Annotated in this window: 17 protein-coding genes; 4 read left to right on the top strand and 13 right to left on the bottom strand. The window is 62.8% G+C overall.

All coding sequences use genetic code 11. The features are described from left to right. Positions 1-142 precede the first annotated feature (142 nt). Positions 143-337 (bottom strand): hypothetical protein, encoded by a 195-nt coding sequence (locus NL154_RS04490; RefSeq protein ID WP_210628667.1) that lies wholly within the window; start codon positions 335-337, stop codon positions 143-145. Here NL154_RS04490 and NL154_RS04485 point away from each other — a divergent pair. Further along, entirely contained in the window at positions 336-1,928 is a 1,593-nt protein-coding gene (locus tag NL154_RS04485) for an ABC-F family ATP-binding cassette domain-containing protein (RefSeq protein ID WP_434733660.1), read from the top strand. The two genes, NL154_RS04490 and NL154_RS04485, sit on opposite strands and share 2 nt — an antisense overlap. A gap of 389 nt (positions 1,929-2,317) precedes the next feature. Continuing rightward, positions 2,318-3,850, top strand: coding sequence for an ABC-F family ATP-binding cassette domain-containing protein (locus NL154_RS04480; RefSeq protein WP_434733659.1), 1,533 nt, complete (start codon positions 2,318-2,320; stop codon positions 3,848-3,850). A 195-nt stretch (positions 3,851-4,045) separates the two neighbouring features. Here NL154_RS04480 and NL154_RS04475 read toward each other — a convergent pair whose 3' ends face one another. The 3 genes from NL154_RS04475 to NL154_RS04465 are packed head-to-tail and all read right to left on the bottom strand — an operon-like array spanning position 4,046 to position 6,114. After that, positions 4,046-4,825: a VOC family protein gene (locus NL154_RS04475; protein ID WP_434733658.1), complete on the bottom strand. Its 780-nt coding sequence runs from the start codon at positions 4,823-4,825 to the stop codon at positions 4,046-4,048. A 50-nt stretch (positions 4,826-4,875) separates the two neighbouring features. After that, a complete protein-coding gene (locus NL154_RS04470; protein ID WP_210628671.1) occupies positions 4,876-5,343 on the bottom strand; it encodes a DUF1579 domain-containing protein in 468 nt (155 codons plus the stop codon). A 42-nt stretch (positions 5,344-5,385) separates the two neighbouring features. Further along, positions 5,386-6,114 (bottom strand): DUF899 domain-containing protein, encoded by a 729-nt coding sequence (locus NL154_RS04465; protein ID WP_210628672.1) that lies wholly within the window; start codon positions 6,112-6,114, stop codon positions 5,386-5,388. 88 nt (positions 6,115-6,202) lie between these two features. Between NL154_RS04465 and NL154_RS04460 the strand changes: the two genes are divergently transcribed. Beyond that, positions 6,203-6,718 (top strand): MarR family winged helix-turn-helix transcriptional regulator, encoded by a 516-nt coding sequence (locus tag NL154_RS04460; protein ID WP_434733657.1) that lies wholly within the window; start codon positions 6,203-6,205, stop codon positions 6,716-6,718. Positions 6,719-6,880: 162 nt separating this feature from the next. On the opposite strand, the gene NL154_RS04455 is transcribed toward NL154_RS04460, so the two are convergent. Continuing rightward, positions 6,881-7,303: an organic hydroperoxide resistance protein gene (locus NL154_RS04455; RefSeq protein WP_010065781.1), complete on the bottom strand. Its 423-nt coding sequence runs from the start codon at positions 7,301-7,303 to the stop codon at positions 6,881-6,883. A gap of 125 nt (positions 7,304-7,428) precedes the next feature. Here NL154_RS04455 and NL154_RS04450 point away from each other — a divergent pair, with 125 nt between their 5' ends. Then, complete coding sequence (locus NL154_RS04450; RefSeq protein WP_434733656.1) at positions 7,429-7,911, top strand: MarR family winged helix-turn-helix transcriptional regulator; 483 nt, start codon at positions 7,429-7,431, stop codon at positions 7,909-7,911. A gap of 39 nt (positions 7,912-7,950) precedes the next feature. Here the strand turns inward: NL154_RS04450 and NL154_RS04445 are convergent, their stop codons facing one another. From NL154_RS04445 to NL154_RS04410, 8 genes are all read right to left on the bottom strand, one after another. Continuing rightward, a complete protein-coding gene (locus NL154_RS04445) occupies positions 7,951-8,187 on the bottom strand; it encodes a hypothetical protein (protein ID WP_210628675.1) in 237 nt (78 codons plus the stop codon). 139 nt (positions 8,188-8,326) lie between these two features. After that, positions 8,327-8,563, bottom strand: a complete 237-nt coding sequence (rpsU, locus tag NL154_RS04440; RefSeq protein ID WP_011424510.1) for a 30S ribosomal protein S21 — start codon at positions 8,561-8,563, stop codon at positions 8,327-8,329. A 55-nt stretch (positions 8,564-8,618) separates the two neighbouring features. Next, entirely contained in the window at positions 8,619-8,903 is a 285-nt protein-coding gene (locus tag NL154_RS04435) for a cold-shock protein (RefSeq protein WP_434733655.1), read from the bottom strand. 168 nt (positions 8,904-9,071) lie between these two features. After that, positions 9,072-9,281 carry a cold-shock protein gene (locus NL154_RS04430; RefSeq protein WP_011424508.1) on the bottom strand — a complete coding sequence of 70 codons (210 nt, stop codon included), beginning with the start codon at positions 9,279-9,281 and terminating at the stop codon, positions 9,072-9,074. A gap of 256 nt (positions 9,282-9,537) precedes the next feature. Then, positions 9,538-10,272 (bottom strand): L,D-transpeptidase, encoded by a 735-nt coding sequence (locus NL154_RS04425; protein WP_210628677.1) that lies wholly within the window; start codon positions 10,270-10,272, stop codon positions 9,538-9,540. Positions 10,273-10,413: 141 nt separating this feature from the next. Then, positions 10,414-11,220, bottom strand: coding sequence for a L,D-transpeptidase (locus tag NL154_RS04420; RefSeq protein ID WP_210628678.1), 807 nt, complete (start codon positions 11,218-11,220; stop codon positions 10,414-10,416). A gap of 122 nt (positions 11,221-11,342) precedes the next feature. Then, positions 11,343-12,266, bottom strand: a complete 924-nt coding sequence (locus NL154_RS04415) for an alpha/beta hydrolase family protein (RefSeq protein ID WP_210628679.1) — start codon at positions 12,264-12,266, stop codon at positions 11,343-11,345. 119 nt (positions 12,267-12,385) lie between these two features. Next, on the bottom strand, positions 12,386-14,011 hold the full coding sequence (locus NL154_RS04410) for a cisplatin damage response ATP-dependent DNA ligase (protein WP_210628680.1): 1,626 nt from the start codon (positions 14,009-14,011) through the stop codon (positions 12,386-12,388). Positions 14,012-14,140 lie beyond the last annotated feature (129 nt).

The raw sequence follows: 14,140 nt of genomic DNA, 5'->3' as shown, positions 1-14,140 counted from the left end.
CCCCTCATCCGCCTGCCGACACCGACTGGGTCGAGCCACTGGTCTCGACCCGTCCTTCGGAAGCCGCAAACGGGGCGAAGGGACCATACCGCGACCTATCCATTCCCCACCAGTCTCTCGCAGGGCACGTCCCCTCTCCCCGTCAGAAACGGGAGAGGGTGAGGGGCATCGGCACGGTTTGCCGGAAAGAATGCAGAATCGCCGCTTTACCTTGAACCTTCGGCCTTTCTTTCCTAAATTGCCCGGCATCGACCATTTCAACAGGATGTGTGCCGCAATGGATCTCAACCCGATCGCAATGCCAGTTCGCCTTGCCAACGGGGAAATCCATATCCATGCCTGCCTCCATCACTCTCTCGCAAATCTCCTGGGCCACGCCTGACGGGCGGCCGCTTTTTTCCGATCTCGACCTCAGTTTCGGCAGGGACCGCAGCGGTCTCGTCGGACGCAACGGCGTCGGCAAAACGACGCTGCTGAAGCTCGTCTCCGGTCAGATCCAACCTCAGTCGGGGACGGTTTCAGTCAGTGGCAGTCTCGGCGTGCTGCGCCAGAGCGTCCAGGTCACGCCTAGCGAAACCATTGCCGATCTCTTCGGCGCGGCCGGGGCGCTCCCGCTTCTTCGGCGTGCCGAAGCCGGCGCGGCAACGGCCGACGAGCTTGCTTCGGCGGACTGGACGCTGGAGGCGCGGATCGCCGCCGCGCTCAACCGGACGGGGCTCGACGCGGAGCCGCAGACGCCGCTTGCCGTACTCTCTGGCGGGCAGCGCACACGCGCCGCTCTTGCCGCGCTTATCTTCAGCGAGCCGGACTTCCTGCTGCTCGACGAACCGACAAACAATCTCGACCGCGAAGGCCGCAACGCGGTGATCACGCTGATTTCAGGCTGGCGGGCCGGCGCGGTCATCGTCAGCCATGATCGGGAATTGCTCGATAGCGTCGATCAGATTGTCGAGCTGACCTCGCTCGGCGCGACACGCTACGGCGGCAACTGGAGCCATTATCGCGAGCGCAAGGCGCTTGAGCTGGCCGCCGCCCGGCATGATCTTGCCGATGCCGAAAGACGCATGACGGAGGTGGCCAGGAAGGCACAGGCGAACGTCGAGCGTCAGGCACAGAGAGACAGCGCCGGGCGGAAGATGGCCGCCAAGGGCGGCATCCCGCGCATCATGCTCGGCGGCATGAAGGAGCGGAGCGAAACCACCGGCGGCGACAATGCCCGTCTTGCCGAACGACGGCGCGCCCAGGCCCTTGAAGAGGCCAAGGCGGCGCGCGAGAAGATCGAGATCCTCCAGCCGCTGCAGGTTAGCTTGCCGCCGACGGGGCTGCCGGCCAGCAAGATCGTGCTGAAGATCGACGGCGTGACGGCAGGTTACCGGCCTGATCAACCCATCATCGACGATCTCTCCTTCGACGTGACCGGACCGGAACGTATCGCCGTCACCGGGCCGAACGGCTCGGGCAAGACGACGCTGCTCGCGCTCATCACCGGCGAGCTGAATGCCTGGGCCGGCACGGTTGCGGTGATGACCGGTTTCGCGATGCTCGACCAGAAGATCGGCCTTCTCGATCCATCGGCCTCGATCCGCGACAATTTTCGCCGGATCAATCCGCAAGCCGATGAAAACACCTGCCGGGCCGCGCTCGCCCGCTTCATGTTCAGAGCCGATGCGGCAATGCAGACGGTTTCGACCCTCAGCGGCGGCCAATTGCTGCGGGCCGGTCTTGCCTGCACGCTCGGCGCCGCACCGCCGCCGCTGCTGATCCTGGACGAGCCGACCAACCATCTCGATATCGACTCGATATCTGCCGTCGAGGCGGGGCTCAGCGCCTATGACGGGGCGCTGATCGTCGTCAGCCACGACGAGACGTTTCTCGAAACCATCGGCATAACGCGGCGGCTGGAGTTGCCGGGCCCGCGATGCGGGTAGGTGATTTAAGCGGGCAGCAGTGCTCTCCGCCAGCGGCACCTTCCATTCCCTACCCCCGCTTATTGAGAGCGCAGCCTCCTCCAACCTCCCTTGCCTCCTTTTGTCGGCAATGGTATTTCCATCCTGCAACCCTTTCGAGAAAGGAGGATCACGCTATGCAGTATTATTTCCGGCATCATCGCCAGCGTGGTCCAGTCAACGCCCTGCAAATGCGTTTGCAGGGCTGACCAGAGACGCTTTCACTCTCTTCCTGGTCTGCCCTTCGTGGCCGATGCGCCGCCGTCGGATGACTGCGCGCATTCCTCTCATTCCCGGGCCCGCAAGACGCAATCCGTGATGGCCTGACGCCACCGATTGCGCCTGCCCCCGGTCAGGACCAGAGAACGAACATGACCCTCATCAATATCCGCAATCTCGGCGTGACGCTCGCCAATCGGCTATTTTCCAACCTCAATCTCGTCGTCAATGCAGGCGACCGCATCGGTCTCGTCGCCGCCAACGGCCGCGGGAAATCCACCCTGCTTGCCTGCATCAACGGCGCGTTGGAGCCGAGCGCGGGCGAGATCACCAAGGCGCGCGGGCTGACGATCGGCCATGTCGCGCAGAATGTGCCGACCGCCCTTTTCGACACGCCGTTCCATGATGCGGTGCTGCAGGCGCTGCCGGCCGATCAGGCCGAAAGCGAGAGCTGGCGCGTCGATGTCGTGCTGGAATCGCTGGAGGTGCCGGAAGTCATGCGCAGCCGGCCGCTGAAGCAATTGAGCGGCGGCTGGCAGCGGCTGGCGATGCTTGCGCGCAGCTGGGTCAGCGAGCCCGACGTGCTGCTGCTCGACGAACCGACGAACCATCTCGACCTCGAAAAGATCGCGCAGCTGGAAAGCTGGCTGAATGCGCTGCCGCGCGAGGTGCCGGTCATCCTCTCCAGCCACGACCGCGCCTTCCTCGATGCGACGACGAACAGGACGCTGTTCCTGCGGCCGGAGCAATCGCCGGTCTTCGCGCTCCCCTATAGCAGAGCACGCGCCGCCCTCGACAAGATCGACGCTTCCGAGGCGCGGCGTTACGAGCGCGACATGAAGGCGGCCGAGCAATTACGCAAGCAGGCGGCCAAGCTCAACAATATTGGCATCAATTCCGGCAGCGACCTGCTGGTCGTCAAGACGAAGCAGTTGAAGCAGCGGGCGGGGAAGCTGGAGGACGCGGCAAAACCGGCCCATCTCGAGCGCTCGGCCGGCGCCATCCGGCTTTCCAACCGCGGCACGCATGCCAAGGTGCTGATGACGTTGGACGACGCGGCGGTGACGACGCCGGACGGGACGCTGCTGTTCAAGACCGGCCGCCAATTCATCTGCCAGGGAGACCGCATCGTGCTCCTCGGCCTCAACGGCGCCGGCAAATCACGGCTGGTGTCGATGCTGAAACAAGCGATCGACAGACCCGAGGCCGGGCAGAATGGAATCAGGGCGACGCCGTCGCTGGTTCTCGGCTATGGCGATCAGGCGCTGGCCGATCTTGCCGACAAGGATACGCCGATCGGCACGATCATCCGCCGCTTCGATGTCGGCGACCAGCGGGCGCGGGCACTGCTCGCCGGAGCCGGCATGACGATCGACATGCAGTCAAAGCCGATCGGCCAGCTTTCCGGCGGCCAGAAGGCGCGGCTCGGCATGCTGGTGCTCAGGCTGACGGAGCCGAATTTCTATCTGCTCGACGAGCCCACCAACCATCTCGATATCGAGGGACAGGAAGCGCTGGAAAACGAGCTGATGGCGCATGAAGCGAGTTGTCTGCTGGTCTCGCACGACCGCAGCTTCGTGCGGGCGGTTGGAAACCGCTTCTGGTTGATCGAGAAGAAGCGGCTGGTGGAGGAGGAGAGCCCGGAGGGGTTTTTTTGCTTCTGTGGCAGTGTGACAAGCTTTTGAGGTCTGGCGTCCGTAGCCCAAAGTGTTTCAGACGCAAGCCCCTCAGCCTAGCCTCTCTCCGTTCTGACGGGGAGAGGGGACGTGCCATAAGAGAGGTCGCGTGAAACGGAGAGCTTGCGGCATGTCCCTTCTCCCCGTCAGAACGGGGAGAAGGTGGCGGCAGCCGGATGAGGGGCACGCCGTGCGGCACAGCAGCTACCGCTTCGGCGCCACCAGGCAGAAGAAGGCGCCTTGGGGATCGGTGGCCTGGATGATCCAGCTGCCGCCGGGGACTTCCATCGGGCCGTTGACGACCTTGCCGCCGCCCGATGTGACGCGTTCGATCGCCGCGTCGATGGCGGGAACGACGAAATAGTAGCTCCAGCAGGGCATGGGCACGCTGTCTGGCTTGGTCATCATCCCGCCGATCTGCCTGCCATCATGCGAGAAGAGGTAGTAGACGCCCATTGGCCCCATATCCATCTCGCTGTCCTTCGTCCAGCCGAACAGATTGGAATAGAAGGCCAGCGCGTCTTTGCCGTTGCCGGCGTAGAGCTCGTGCCAGCCGATGTTGCCGGGTGCGTCGGGGGCGAGTTCCGGCCACTCCTGTTCCATCGGCGCCGGCGTCATGATGCAAATGACGGCGCCATGCGGGTCGGCGACGACGGCGAAACGGCCTACGCTCGGGATGTCCTGGGGCGGCCGGCGCACCGCCCCGCCATTGGCGGCGAAATCCCTTGCCGTCTGGTCGACATCGTCGACGCCGACATAACCCGTCCAGTTCGGCGGGATGCCCTGACCTTCAAGCTCGGCCGGAAACTCCATCAGGCCGGCGACGCCGATGCCGTTCGCCTCGAAGATCGTATAGGTCGGCATGCCCTCCACCTGCATGTCCGAGGTGGTCCAGCCGACGACGGAACTGTAGAATTTCGCGGCGGCTGCGGTGTCTGATGTCATCAGCTCACACCAGATGAACTTTCCATGCGTCTTGGACATCACGTTCTCCCTCTTGTGACGCCACCCTTTCGCTGGGGGCGCCGTGATTGTCAGATTCTGCGGATGTAATGTGCTTCCATGAACTGCTTCCACGAACCGTCCTCCTGCTTGGCGCTGGAGGTGAAAGTGCGGTGATTGTCGTCGATGAAGGTGATCCGCTCGCGGTAATCGGCAAGGCCATCGCCGCTGAAGTCTGGTCCTGTCGTATAGAGGTCGAGAACATTGCCGGAGGCGTCGACCTCGCCCTCATAGACCCACATATAGTCCATCATGCTGCCGATCCAGCTGCCGACATATCTGCCCTTCTCGGCGTTGTAGCCGAGCGTCAGGATCGTGGTGGCCCGCTTGCCATTCGGCATGAGGCCGGTTCCTTCGGCGACGAACCAGATGCCGTGCAGCGAACGCACGGTCTCCGTCCAGTCGTTGCCGTCGGACATCTCGGGTGCGGTGACGCTCCAGTCGCCGACCAGTCTTTCCAAAAAAGAATGCTCCTTCAGCACTTCGGCCGTTTTCATCATCGCTTCTCCCTTCGGGTGACGATATTCCAGATGTTTGATGGCTCAGTGACAGCAGGACGAGGTCTTCGGAGCATCCTCATATTCGTCGTGGCGGCGCACGAAATTCATCGTGCTTTCCTCGTTGCGGCCCTTCGGCGCGCGGTCGAGGATCATCAGGGTGCCGATCAGTTCTTCCGGCCCGCGGGCATAGCTCGAATAGGTATGAAAGACCTCGCCCTTGTCGTTGCGGTAGAAGGCGCTGAGGCCGGGCAGCTCGTCATGAGCCTCAGCCGGCTCGATAGCAGTGAAATTGTAGAAGACTTTGTCTTTGGCAAGGTCCTCCGGACTGAAAGAGACGTGATAATCGAAATTGAAATCGCTGCCGAAGGATGAGACCCAGGGGAATTTCCAGCCCATGCGCTTTTTATAGGCGGCGATCTTCTCGAGCGGGGCACGGGAAACAGCGACCCAGGTGACGTCGTGATGGTTGAGATGCGGCAGAGCGCCATCGACGTGATCCGACAGGAAGGAGCAGCCGGGGCAGCCGGCCTGCCAGCCGGGACCGAGCATGAAATGATAGATCAAAAGCTGGCTGCGGCCATCGAAGAGATCGGCGAGCGACTTCTTTCCCTCGGGTGTTTCGAAGACGTAATCCTTGTCAACCTTCACCCAGGGAAGTGCCATGCGGGCGGCGTTGATGCTGTCGCGCAGCTTCGTCGCCTCCTTCTCCTTCAGCAGCAGGGCGCGGCGGGCCTCCAGCCATTCCTCGCGGGAAACTACTTCGTTCTGCATGAACTGCGCCCTCCTCCGGCGCCCACCGGTGAAGCCGGCTCATCTCCTTCTCCTTGACTAATTACATTGATATCAATAGAAATTGAGCATGTCAAATTCGATCGAGATTCCGTTTTCGACGACGCTGCTGGTGCGCGATACCTGCCTCTGCCTGCATGTGCAGCGGGCGGCACGCGCGCTTGCCCGGCTGTTCGACGATGCGCTGCGGCCGGCCGGTCTCACCAACGGGCAGTTTTCGCTGATGATGTCGCTGAACCGGCCGGAACCGCCGCCGATGGGGCCGGTCGCCGCCCTGCTGGCCATGGATCAGACGACGCTGACGGCAGCGCTGAAGCCCTTACAGCGCAAGGGCTGGGTGACGGTGATGGAAAATCCGAAGGACAGGCGCGGCCGTCTGCTCAGTCTTACCGCAGAAGGCAAGGCGGTGCTGATAACAGCACTGCCGATCTGGGAAAGCACGCATGCGGCCCTCGACGACGGATTGGCGGGCGGCGCCGTTACGCGGCTGCGGCATGATCTGCAGGCGCTGTCGGGGGTGGAAGCGCCGAAACCGGCTGAGGGGTCGCGCCGGCCGCGTCAAATTGGACGGGCGACGGGCGCATAGGGCGACCTGCCCCTGATCCGCCTGCCGGCACCTTCTCGCCGTTCTGCCGGGGAGAAGGGATATGCCGCAACGTCTCACGCCAAGCCTTCGCAGGGCACGTCCCCTCTCCCCGTCAGAACGGGGAGAGGGTTAGGGTGATGGGCAAATCGCAGGTCGCTGCGATCAGGCGACGGTGACCGGAACTTCGGTCGAGGTGCGCATGGCGTGGCTGTAGGGGCAGACGATATGGGCTGCGGCGGCGAGCTTTTCGGCGGTCTCGCGGTCGAGGCCGGGGATATCGACCGTCAGGGCCACTTCGATGCCGAAGCCGGTGCCGTCTTCGCGCGGGCCGATGCCGACCTTGGCGGAGACGGTCGTGTCCTCGGGAATCTTGACCTTCTGCTGGCCTGCAACAAATTTCAAGGCACCGAGGAAGCAGGCGGAATAGCCGGCAGCAAAGAGCTGTTCGGGATTGGTGCCGGTCGCGCCGTCGCCGCCGAGTTCCTTGGGAACGGTCAGCGTCACGTCCAGAACGCCGTTTTCGGATACGGCGCGGCCGGCGCGGCCGCCGGTGGCAGAGGCTTTGGTCGTATAGAGAATAGGCATGACGATCTCCTTTGGTTGGCCCTTCGATCGGGTTGGAGTTTTACTATCGCACAATTAAATTGCACGCAAGTGAATTTTGCAAATTGCTTTTCGCGAGTGGAAAGAGGACAATCGCAGCCTCGGGGATGACGGATATGAAAGCGCAAAAGGCAAAGACCATGGAGATACCTGAGGAGGAGAAGCGGCTGGAAAAGCAGCTGTGCTTTGCGGTTTACGCGACGGCGCATGCTTTTACCCGCGCCTATAAACCGATCCTGGACAGGGTCGGCCTCACCTATCCGCAATATCTGGTGATGCTGGTGCTGTGGGAACGCAGCGCCCTACCGGTGAAGACGATCGGCGAGCAGTTGGACCTCGATTCCGGCACGCTGTCGCCACTGTTGAAACGGCTGGAACAGAGCGGGCTGATCAAGCGCATCCGCGATCTGCGCGACGAGCGGCAGGTGATCGTGTCGCTGACGCTGAAGGGCGAAGCGATGAAGGGAGAGGTCGATACGATCATGACGGCGATCGGGAAAGCCGCCGGCTGCACGATCGGGGAAATGGCCGAGATGCGCGACATGCTGCATCGGCTGCGGGCCAATCTCGGCCGGGCCGGCGACGGCTGAAAGCCCCTGCCCCGCGCCGGTGTGACGTCTGCGGCGGGATCAGGACCGCCGGGTGGCGGTCTTCGCCGTCGAGCGGCGCTTTTTTGCAGGCGCAGGTGCGGCATCCGCGTCTTCGGCGGCCTGCTGCAGACGAAGCGCCCTCAGCTTCTCCGTCTTCTTGTCACGGGCCGATGCCTCGGCTGCAATGATGGCGCGCGCCGTGTGATCGGTCGCTTCGGCCTTGTCGCGAGACGAAAGCTTGGCGGGGTTGAAGAATTCTCCCTTGGTGGCGGTCATGTGCCCCCTTTCTCAGGTGATGGCGCGTTTGATCCTAGCATTTCGGATGCCAACATCATTTTACGGCCGGGACGTGATTCCACAAAGCCGAGATGTGGCGACCGGCCCGTGACGCTAGGGCCGGCATGCCACGGCCGGATCAGCGAGCGCGGACAGCCTTCTTCGGCGCCGGCAGCAGGCCCTCGCGCTGCAGCTTCTTGCGGGCAAGCTTGCGCTGGCGGCGAACGGCCTCCCCCTTTTCGCGGGCACGCTTCTCCGACGGCTTCTCATAAGCGCTGCGCGCTTTCATTTCCCGAAAAAGCCCTTCACGCTGCATCTTTTTCTTAAGCACGCGCAACGCCTGATCGACATTGTTATCCCTAACGAGTACCTGCAAACGAGTATCCTTCCTGTCGGCGGCGAGGCCGCTGTCATATGATAATAATGGCGGGCTACTTGCCCATGCGAATTCCGGAAAATTTCAGCCACGGCTCGGCGTCATCGGCTTTGGCAGCCGCCTCAAGTGACGGCGCCCGTGGCGATTCCCCGATGTCGATGTCGTCATCGGTGATGCGGCGCTCAAAATTCTCGCCGGTGAACTGGACGCGATATTGCACGTGCCCGTGATCGTTGGGCAGGATGCTCGCGATCCGGCACCGCTTGTCTGCCTTTGCCGTGCGGGTCAGGCCGGACTTCAGCACGATCATGTCGCCGACCTTGTAGCTCGGTCTGCTCATTCTGCGTCCCTCAACTCTTCGGCTGCTCAATTTCAAAACAAAAAGGCCGGGCTTGAACCCGACCTCTTCAAGTCATTCAGCCACCAAGCTGCCTTTGATGGTCAGCGCGCTGCCAGTACATCCGTGGTCAGCGCGCCGCAATCTGTGGTCAGCCAAGGCGAACGACAATCATGCGGCCTGAAGGTTATCGGCCGAATTTTTGCCGGACCGCTTGTCGCGGACCAGGTCGTAGCGGACCTTCTGACCTTCGGTGAGTTCGCGCATGCCAGCGCGTTCGACTGCCGAAATATGGACAAAAACGTCCGTGGAACCATCATCGGGCTGGATGAAGCCAAAACCCTTGGTGCCATTGAACCACTTGACGACGCCTGAATTCATAACGATCTCCTTTTCAACCGTTTGAGTGCGCCCGGGAACGATTCCGCGGGCAATATCGATGTTGAGACGAGATCTGACGAAGCGCTTTCAGCGCATGGACAAAGGGTCACAAGCAATATTCGATACGCCACATGTAGGGGGTTTGTCGAATTAAGCAATGGATTTTCGAAAATAAATTCCTCTACAGGCAGCGAATGAGAAAGCGTTTGCCGAAAAGATTGCCTTGGGCGGCCGGCTGGCGACCGCCCCGGCGGTATCACTGCCACACGACGATCGGCGCCTTTGTCGGAACGCGGTCGTAGAGATCGATGATATCCTGGTTCAACAGCCTGACGCAGCCCGAGGAGACGGCCTTGCCGATCGAGCGCCAGTCGGGATTGCCGTGCAGGCGGTAGAGCGTGTCCTCGCCGTTCGAGAAGATATAGAGGGCGCGTGCGCCGAGCGGGTTCTTCAGACCCGGCTCCATGCCGCCGTTCTCGATAGAATATTTGACCAGTTCCGGCTGCCGGGCAACCATCTCGTTCGGCGGCTTCCAACGCGGCCATCTCTGACGCCACTGGATGACGCCCGATCCCTGCCAGGCGAAGCCCTCGCGGCCGATGCCGACGCCGTAGCGCATCGCCATGCCGTCGGCCTGGACGAGATAGAGGAAGCGCGACGGCGTATCGACCACGATCGTGCCTGGCGGCTGGCCGGTGGGGTCGAGGACACGCTGGCGATAGTAGCGCGGATCGATTTCTTCATAGGGAACGGCGGGAATGAGGAAGCCGCCGTCCTCGACGGGTCCGTACATGACGGCAAGCTCCGGACCGCTCGGCACGCTCGACGCTCCCGGTGACTGGAACAGGCGCATCGGCGAGCGGTAGATGATCGACGTGTCGCCGGATGTCACGGTGTTGGCGGAGGAGGCGCAGCCGGCGAGCGCGGAAGCTGCCGTCAGAGCCGAAAGGGAAAGAAAGCTGCGGCGGGAAAGATGTCTATCGGAACTCATGACGCGGGACTGATTTCCTTTTGATGCGGGAATGCTGGAATAACGACATCAAGAAATCTATCGGCTTGCGCCAAATAAACCATAGCTTCACGCAGACGTGTTCCAGCCGGAGCCGACGATATGAAGAGCGCTGTTGCAGCGCTACATCACAACGATCTCGGCCTTGGCGGGAAGCCGGTCGTAGAGATCGACGACATCCTGGTTCAGCATGCGCACGCAGCCCGACGACGTTGCCTTGCCGATCGACTGCCAGTCCGGCGTGCCATGGATGCGGTAAAGGGTGTCCTGCCCGTCCTTGAAAATATACATGGCGCGCGCGCCGAGCGGGTTCTGAAGCCCGGGATTCATGCCGCCATTTTCCGCGGAGAAGGCGCGAACTTCCGGCTGGCGCGAGACCATTTCGACCGGCGGCGTCCAGCGCGGCCATTTCTGCTTCCACTGGATGACGCCGCGGCCCGTCCAGGCGTAGCCATCGCGACCGAGGCCGACACCGTAGCGCATCGCCTTGCCGTTAGCCTCGATCAAATAGAGGAAACGCGCCTTGGTATCGACGAGGACAGTGCCGGGGCGCTCGGTCGTCTGGTAGTCGACCTCCTGGCGCAGGAACTGCGGCTGCACACGGCTGATCGGGATCGCCGGCAGGGTGAAATCCTCGGCGCGCTGCTCGCCATACATTGCCATATGCACGGGATTGGTGAGCGGCAGGCCGTAAGTCTGGTGGAACTGGGTCTTGTAGAGTTCGCGCGTCTGGGGCACCGGCTGATCGGGGATCGGCCGCACCCGGCGCGGATCGACGCCCGGCGGCTGGTAGAAGACCGGCGAGGTTTCCTGAACGAAGCGGGCCGGCGAATCGGCAGCGACATCGGGGATCAGAATGTTGCAGCCGCCGAGCGGCGCGACAGCAATCATAAGCCCGGCAATCGGGAAAACCCGGCGCAGAAAATTCATGGGACCACCCTAATCAACGATCGGCGAGACGGCGATATCTGGCGCGACGATGGCATTCGCGGCTGGTGCGAGGCTGGCGTTCGTCGCGATACAGGACAATGCTGTTTCGCCGACGGCAGAGCTTACGCCGCCACCCCATGGAAGAAGCGGATGCTCTGTTCGATCTCGGCTGGCAGCGCCGAGGTGTGGTTGCCGGCCACGGTGTCGGTTTCGATATGGACGCCGGCGGCGCGGGCGCGGCGGGCGAGCAGATCGGCGCGGTCGTTGAAATGAGCCTCTTCCGTGCCGTGGACCACCCGGACCGGGCATTTGAAGCTGTGGGCGTAACAGAGCGCCGAGCGTACCTCGAATTCATGCGCATTGCTGTCGTCGAAGCGGATGTCCTGGGGATAGCGGCTGAAGAAACGGAAGGCGTTGGGATTGCCGGATATCGGCGCGGCGGCGCGGAATTTTTGGGTGCTCATCGCCGTCAGCATGGTGAGCGTGCCGCCGATGCTATGGCCGGCGATGAACAGGCGGCCGGGATCGACACCCGGCAGATGCGCCAGGCGCTCGGCGGCGGCAAGCACGTCGTCGACCTCATCGTAGAAGCCGGAGAAATTGCCCCTCTGGCCGTTTTCGCCGCGCAGCGACGGCATCATCACGACATAGCCGGCGTCGACATAAGGCTTCATCAGCTGCCAGTGGCCGGCCCCCATGGCGTTACCGCCATGCAGGAACAGCACGGCCGGCATGGGCTTGCGCTCGCGCTTGTATCTGGAGACCCAGGCCGCCAGTTCCAGTTCGCCGCCATAGCCGGAACGATAGAATATCTTCTCGGCGTCGGCAGGCGCGGTCAGCGGTTCGTATTTGTCCGGCGCCGGCCCCTTCTGCAGGAGCTTCGTGCGGAACCGCCGGCGGACCGTGGCATAGTCGTACTTGGCAAGGCGCGGCTCGTCCGGCACATCGAAAGCGGCCGCCATGCGCGGCAGGATGAGCGCGCCGGCAAGCCCCGCCAGCACGGCGCGGCGTTGGCGGAAAAAGGAATTTTGTTCATACGAGCTCATGGCGCAGCACCCAAATCATTTCCCCCGGCACGCGAGATTTGCATCGGAAAACCGGTGCCGCCAATACACATGATGTTGAAAATATTGTCCTGCGTCATTGTTGCGCAGGAGCGCAAAGCTCAGCCAGGCTTTGCGTCGATCATCGCGATCAGCGTGCGCAGCCGGTCGGCCTCGTAGGAGGGTTTGTCGGGGCGAAGGCGGGCGATGCGGGGGAAGCGCATGGCGACCCCCGATTTGTGCCGCGTCGAGCGGTTGATGCCTTCGAAGGCCACCTCGACGACGAAGCCGAAATCCCTGTCGGCCCGCACGGCCCGTACCGGGCCGAAACGTTCGGTGGTGTTGTTGCGCACGAACTTGTCGAGCAGCTCGAGCTCGGCATCGGTGAAACCGAAATAGGCCTTTCCCACGGGCACAAGCTGTTCGCCGTCCTCGTCATCGGCCCAGACGCCGAAGGTGAAATCGGAATAGTAGCTGGAGCGCTTGCCGTGGCCGCGCTGCGCATACATCAGCACCGCATCGACATTATAAGGATTGCGCTTCCACTTGAACCAGGGGCCCTTCATGCGGCCCGCCTGGTAGATGCTGTCGCGCCGCTTGATCATCACGCCCTCGATCACCGGATCGGGCGGCGCGGCACGCAGAGCGTCGAGCTCCTCCCATGAGGAGAAAGGCACGAGTGGCGAGAGGTCGAACCGGTCATGGGGGGCGCGCTCGATAATCTCGGCCAGATGCGCGCGGCGGTCGACATAGGCGCGGCCGCGAATATCCTCGTCGCCGGCAAAGAGCAGGTCGTAGGCACGGATAAAGGCGGGGTAGTCGTCGAGCATCTTCGCCGTCACCGTCTTGCGGTTCAGGCGCTGCTGCAGGTCGGAGAAGGTGCGCGTCGGACTGTTGGAGCGGGCAGTGCCGCCGACCAGCAGCTCGCCGTCGACAACGCCGGAAAAATTGATCGCGTCGAGAACATCCGGAAAGGCGCCCGATATGTCGTCGCCCGAGCGCGAATAGATCTTGCGCCTGTCGCCGGAGCGCGACAGCTGGACGCGGATGCCGTCCCATTTCCACTCGGCGGCATAATCGGCCGGCTCGAGACTCGCCAAGTCCCCCTCCTCGACCGCATTGGCGAGCATGACGGAATGGAAGATCGCCGGTGTCGCCAGCGCCGGTTTCTCGCCGCCGCCCGCCAACCACTGAAACAGCGTCTCGTAAGGCGGCTGCAGGCCGTGCCAGAGGGTCTCGATCTCGGTGACGTCCTTGCCGCCGAGATCGGCCAACGCCTGCTTGGCAAGACGGGCGGAAACGCCGATGCGCAGCGCGCCGGTCGCAAGCTTGATGAAGGCGAACCGGCCTGACGAATCCAGCCGGTCAAGCAGATCTCGGACATAGCCGCGCACTTCGGTGCGGCCGAGGCCGTTCATGCGGGTGACGACCTCACCCAGGCGCGGCTGAGCCAGGGCCGAGCGGTCGATATCCCGCTCATTGTCCCAGACGAGCGAGATGGTCTCGGCGAGATCGCCGACATAATCATAGGAATAATGGAACAGCACCTCGTCGATGCGCTCCAGCACCAGGTCGCGCAGCATCGCCGGCTTGACGTTGCGCACCTCCAGCGTGCCGGCGATCGCCGCAAGGCCGTAGCCGCGGTCCGGATCGGGGGTGTCGCGGAAATAATCGGTCAGCAGCTTCAGTTTGCCGTTACGGCTGGGGGTCAGAACCAGGCGATCGAGGAGGTCGGCGAAGGCTTTCATGAGGCCCTCCTTCTGGCATGACGAAGCTCCACAGGAACTCCCTCATTCCCGTGCTCGTCACAGGAATCCAGCGCGCCAAAGTCCTTGGGCGCGGGAGACTCTTCAGGGTCGCAAGAGTTACTCCCCGCG

Source organism: Rhizobium sp. YTUHZ044 (assembly GCF_051123975.1).
GTDB lineage: Bacteria > Pseudomonadota > Alphaproteobacteria > Rhizobiales > Rhizobiaceae > Rhizobium.
The sequence above is the reverse complement of the archived record's forward strand: the minus strand, read 5'-3'. Positions and strand labels throughout refer to the sequence as shown.